5 protein-coding genes are annotated in these 5444 nt (G+C 68.6%); all 5 read left to right on the plus strand.

The genetic code is table 11. The features are described 5' to 3' along the window. The coding region (locus tag ACNPM4_RS10590) for an ABC transporter permease (RefSeq protein ID WP_448985649.1) at positions 1 to 992 on the plus strand (992 nt) is incomplete at its 5' end. Further along, positions 992 to 2014, plus strand: coding sequence for an ABC transporter ATP-binding protein (locus tag ACNPM4_RS10595; protein ID WP_448985650.1), 1023 nt, complete (start codon positions 992 to 994; stop codon positions 2012 to 2014). The genes ACNPM4_RS10590 and ACNPM4_RS10595, both read left to right, overlap by 1 nt. Next, positions 2011 to 3042, plus strand: coding sequence for an ABC transporter ATP-binding protein (locus ACNPM4_RS10600; protein ID WP_448985652.1), 1032 nt, complete (start codon positions 2011 to 2013; stop codon positions 3040 to 3042). The genes ACNPM4_RS10595 and ACNPM4_RS10600 overlap by 4 nt, the downstream gene beginning before the upstream one ends. Then, positions 3029 to 4237 carry an amidohydrolase gene (locus ACNPM4_RS10605; RefSeq protein WP_448985653.1) on the plus strand — a complete coding sequence of 403 codons (1209 nt, stop codon included), beginning with the start codon at positions 3029 to 3031 and terminating at the stop codon, positions 4235 to 4237. The genes ACNPM4_RS10600 and ACNPM4_RS10605 overlap by 14 nt, the downstream gene beginning before the upstream one ends. After that, positions 4221 to 5444 (plus strand): MFS transporter (locus tag ACNPM4_RS10610; protein ID WP_448985655.1); only part of this gene is annotated, 1224 nt, incomplete at its 3' end. The genes ACNPM4_RS10605 and ACNPM4_RS10610, both read left to right, overlap by 17 nt.

The raw sequence follows: 5444 nt of genomic DNA on the forward strand, positions 1-5444 counted from the left end.
GATTCATCGTCCGCCGCGTGACCGCGCTGGTCATCCTCCTGCTCGTCGTGAGCTTCGTGACGTTCGCCCTGTTCCAGATCGGCCCCGCAGACCCTGCGGCGGCCGCCTGCGGCCAGGAGTGCACCCCTGAACGCATCGACCAGGCGCGCGTCGCCCTCGGCATGGACAAGCCGTTCCTGGTGCAGTACTTCACCTACATCAGTGGATTCTTCGGCGAGCGACTCATCGGAGCGCCGGGCGCCGAGCAGGTCTGCGCCTGGCCCTGCCTGGGCAAGTCGTTCCAGACCAACGAGAACGTCACCGACGTCATCGTCAGGGCGCTCCCCTATACGCTCTCCATCGCCGTCGGCGCTGTCGTGTTGTGGACCGTGGTCGGCGTCGGCCTCGGACTGCTCGCAGCCCTCCGCAAGGGCAGGGCGACCGACAAGATCATCGTCGGAGCCGCATCCGTCGGCGTCTCGCTCCCCGTCCCCGTCACCGGGCTGCTGCTCCTGCTCGTGTTCGTGAGCGCACTGCACTGGCTGCCGTTCACGAGCAATCAGATCTCCTCCCCGTTCGGCCCCGCCGGACCCGGGGCGTGGTTCACGAACTACCTGCTCCCCTGGGTCGCGCTGGCCATCCTGTTCAGCGCGCAGTACATCCGCATCACGCGGAACAACATGATCGAGACCTTCGGCGAGGACTACATGCGCACCGCGCGGGCGAAGGGTCTGAGCCCCGGACGGATCACGAGACACGGAGTCCGTGCCGGCATCACTCCGATCATCACGATGCTGGGCCTGGACATCGGTGCCCTGCTCGGCGGTGCCGTGCTGACCGAGCAGATCTTCTCGGTGCCCGGCCTCGGGTTCACCGCGGTGCGGGCAGCCACCTCGGGAGACCTGCCGGTCACCATGGCGATCACGATGCTCGCCGCCTTCTTCATCATCACCGCGAACGTCATCGTCGACCTCGTGTACGCGAGCGTCGACCCGAGAGTGAGAGTCAACTGATGACCACGCCGATCCTCGACATCCGCGATCTGCGGGTGACCTTTCCCACCGACGACGGTCTGGTGCACGCCGTGAACGGCATGGACCTCGTCGTGCAGCGCGGAGAGACAGTCGGCATCGTCGGCGAATCCGGTTCGGGAAAGACCGTGACCAGCCAGACCCTGATGGGGCTCCTCAAAGGGACCAGCGCGAAGGTCACCGGACGAGTGCTCTTCGACGGCACCGATCTGGTACCGCTCAGCGAGAGCGAGATGCGGCCATACCGCGGTCGCAAGATCGGGATGATCTTCCAGGATCCGCTGTCGGCCATGCACCCCTTCTACACCGTCGGCCGGCAGATCGCCGAGGCGTATCGCGTGCACAACAGGGTGAGCGCGAAAGCCGCGAAGGCCCAGGCGATCGAGATGCTGAACCGCGTCGGTATCCCCGACCCGGTCGCGCGGTACGACTCCTATCCGCACGAGTTCTCCGGCGGTATGCGGCAGCGGGCGATGATCGCGATGGCGCTCATCTGCGAACCGGAGCTGCTCATCGCCGACGAGCCGACCACGGCGCTCGATGTCACCGTGCAGGCGCAGATCCTCGACCTGATCGGATCGCTCCAGGCGGAGACCGGTTCCGCCGTGATCTTCGTCACGCACGATCTGGGCGTCGTCGCCGAGGTCTGCAAACGCGTCGTCGTCATGTACGGCGGCCAGTGCGTGGAAGAGGCCGGCGTGCACGACCTGTTCTTCCGGACCGCGCACCCCTACGCCCGGGGCCTGCTCGCATCGATGCCCTCGATGGTCGACGAAGCCGGACGCCTCACGCCCATCCCCGGCTTCCCGCCGTCGCTGCTCGACCTCCCGCAGGGGTGCCTCTTCGCCGATCGCTGCCCCGTCGCGACCCTCGTGCCGGACGACAGATGCCGCACCGAGCGCCCCGAACTCACCCTCGTCGGATCCGGCCACCGTGCGCGCTGTCACCTCGCGGAGCCCGACCTCCCGACAACCGTGCTCGACCTGCAGGAGGTGGCCCGATGAGCGAACCGTTGCTGAGCGTCGAGAACCTCGCCAAGCATTTCAGCGTCAGCAAGGGATTCCTGCGCGGTTCCTCGCAGGTGAAAGCGGTGGACGGGGTCTCCTTCACACTCGAACGCGGATCGACACTGGGGCTGGTCGGCGAATCCGGCTGCGGCAAGTCCACCACCGGACGTCTGCTGATGCGTCTGCTCACCCCCACGTCGGGGCGGATCCTGCTGGACGGCGCCGACGTGTCCCAGCTCCGCGGGTCAGACCTGCAGCAGTTCCGGCGCCGCGTGCAGATGGTGTTCCAGAACCCTTCATCGTCGCTGAACCCCCGGCAGAGCGTCGGCGCGGCGATCGCGGCTCCCCTGCAGGCCCAGGGAATCTCCCCCCAGGAGGGCATGAAGAACCGGGTCGCGGCTCTGATGGACAGGGTGGGGCTGCGGCCGGAGCACTACAACCGGTTCCCCCACGAGTTCTCGGGCGGACAGAAGCAGCGCGTCGGCATCGCCAGGGCACTCGCGTTGGAGCCCGACATCCTGGTCTGCGACGAGCCGGTGTCGGCACTCGACGTCTCGGTGCAGGCGCAGGTCATCAACCTGCTGCAGGACATCCAGGCCGACACCGGCATCTCCTACGTGTTCATCGCGCACGATCTGTCCGTCGTCAAGCACTTCGCCGACGAGGTCGCCGTGATGTACCTCGGGCGCATCATGGAGCACGGCACCAGGGATGCCGTGTTCGGCGCCCCGCAGCACCCGTACACGCAGTCGCTGCTGTCCTCCGTTCCGAGCCCCGATCCCACCGCCGACCGCAGTCGACGGATCCGTCTCGTCGGAGACCTCTCCCACCCGTCGAACCCGCCCAGCGGCTGCGTGTTCCGCACGCGATGCCCCGTGCTCCCGCTCCTCGACGAGGAACGGCGTCGGCAGTGCGTGGAGCAGGTTCCCACCGGCGATGCCGCGTGCCATCATCTGGCTGAAGCCGCCGACCTCGCGTCGCGGCTCGGCGCCCCCGAAGAAAGGAAAGTCCATGCTGATTCGTGACGTGCGCCCCTGGGGCGGCTCCGCCTCCGATGTCCTGATCGAGGACGGTCGCATCACCCGGATCCTCCCCTATGAGGCGACGCCGGCGTCCGGTGATGACGTCGACGGACGTGGGCGGCTTCTGCTGCCCTCCTTCAGCGATGTCCACGTGCACCTGGATTCGACCCGGATCGGACTGCCGTTCCGTGAGCACACCGGTGCTCCCGGGGTCTGGGGCATGATGATGAACGATCGCGAGAACTGGCGCAACGCCGAGATCGACCTTCCCACGCGGGTGGCCGGCACCCTCGAACGCATGATCGCGCGGGGCACGACCCGCGTCCGCTCCTACGCGCAGGTCGACGTCGACTGCAAGCTCGAGAAGTTCGACGCGGTGATCGCGGCGAAGGAGAAGTTCGCCGCGCACGCCGACGTCCAGGTCATGACCTTCCCCCAGGCCGGCATCCTCCGCGAGGAGGGCACGGTCGCGTACTTGGAGGAGTCTCTCAAGCAGGGAGCGGACGTGATCGGCGGCATCGACCCGTCGCAGCTCGACCGCGACCCCGCCAAGCACCTCGACATCGTGTTCGGTCTCGCCGAGAAGTACCAGGCCGAGGTCGACATCCACCTGCACGAACCCGGTGCCCTCGGGGTGTTCAGCACCGAGCTCGTGATGGAGCGCACACGCGCACTCGGCATGCAGGGCAAAGTCACGATGTCACACGCCTACGAACTCGGTTCTGTGAACGAGGCCACGAGCCGTCGTCTGATCGAGGAGTTCGCCGAGCTGGACATCTCGATGGCGACGGTCGCCCCCTCGACCAGCAATCACCTGTCCCTGGTGCAGCTCGTCGAAGCGGGCGTGCGGATCGGACTCGGTCAGGACGGCCAGCGCGACTACTGGAGCCCCTATGGCAACACCGACATGCTCGACCGCACCTGGCAGTTGGCCTTCACCAACGGTTTCCGTCGCGACGACCACATCGAGATGGCGCTCGCGGTCGCGACGATGGGTGGGGCGAGCATCATGTCCTCCACCTCACCGCGCCTCACGGGGGTCGAGGACCGACCCGGCCTGGCCGTCGGAGACCGGGCCGACCTGGTGCTCGTCGATGGCGAGACGCCCACCAGCGCGGTGATGGACCGGGGAACCGACCGACTCGTCATCCACGACGGCCGCGTGGTCGCCGACGGCCTTCGTGTCCTCGCGCTCTGAGCGTCGAGGCAGCGAGTTCCGCGATCGCGCCGTCGGGCTCGGCGCAGCCCTGCTAATCGGGCTCAACCTGCGCCCGGCGATCACCTCGGTCGCCGCCCTGCTCGAGCCGACGAGGGCGGCGTTCGACCTCGCACCGGTGCAGCTGAACCTCCTGGCGACGCTGCCGGTGATCGCCTTCGGCATCAGTGCACCGGTCGGGCCGCTGCTCGCCCGCCGCCTCGGTGTGACCAGGGCGCTGATCTGGACCATGGTGGCGCTCGCGGGGTCGCTCGCACTGCGGGTCGTCGTTCCCGGGGGCATGCTCCCGGGAACGTTCCTCGCCGGGGTGTCGATCATGGCTGCGGGGACCTTGCTTCCGCAGTACCTGAAGTCCCTTCGGGCGGGCGGTCTCTGGATCGGCCTGAGCAGCATGTCGTTCAGCGCGGGGGCCGCGCTCGGAGCGGGACTCGCCGTGCCGCTGAGCACGGCGGTCGGCGGGCCCGCGGTGGCGCTCGGGCTCTGGGCCGTGCCCGCTCTGATCGCCGCGGGCGCCATGGTCGGTGTGGCGCTGCGCTCGGAAGCTCCCCCACCGCCGTCGTCTCGGATGGCGCTGCCCCGGTCGGCTCGACCGACCGTCGCGCTGATCACCGCGATGTTCGGCCTCCAGGCGATGCTCTTCTTCGCGGTGGCCTCGTGGCTCCCCCGCATCCTCGGAGATCGCGGTGTGGACGCGCAGACCGCCGGCTGGCTGCTCGCGCTGACCAGCGTCGCGGGCCTCGTGCCGACGCTCGTCGCGCCGATCCTCGCTCGACGTCGCCGCGTTCTGCGGGTGTTCGGTCCGGGCCTGGGCATCGTGATGCTGGCGGCGTTCGTCTGGCTCGCTTCCGGCGACGAGTCGTACATCGCGATCACGGTCGTGCTCGGTGCCGTGCAGAGCGCGACGTTCGGACTCTCCCTCGCACTCATCGTGATGCTCGCCGCCGACGAGGCCTCGGCGGGCCTGCTGTCGGCTATCGCGCAGGGCGTCGGCTACGCGTTCGCCGGCGCGGGGAGCCTCCTCGTCGGCGTCCTCCACGACCTCACCGGCGGCTGGACGGCGAGCCTCGTGTTCATGATCGGGTGTGCCGCGGCGCTCGCCCTCGTCGTGGGGTTCGTGATCCGCTGCCGCCCGGTCGACCTGCAGGCACCGTCGGAGGTGTCTGCGCTCCCCCGAGCACGACGAAGGGGG

This window comes from Microbacterium umsixpiens (assembly GCF_053543675.1).

What these genes read in the sequence shown, in the direction of transcription:
- ACNPM4_RS10605 (WP_448985653.1), top strand. Translation starts at nt 3,029, where the DNA reads ATGCTGATTCGTGACGTGCGCCCCTGGGGCGGCTCCGCCTCCGATGTC.
- ACNPM4_RS10600 (WP_448985652.1), top strand. Translation starts at nt 2,011, where the DNA reads ATGAGCGAACCGTTGCTGAGCGTCGAGAACCTCGCCAAGCATTTCAGC.
- ACNPM4_RS10595 (WP_448985650.1), top strand. Translation starts at nt 992, where the DNA reads ATGACCACGCCGATCCTCGACATCCGCGATCTGCGGGTGACCTTTCCC.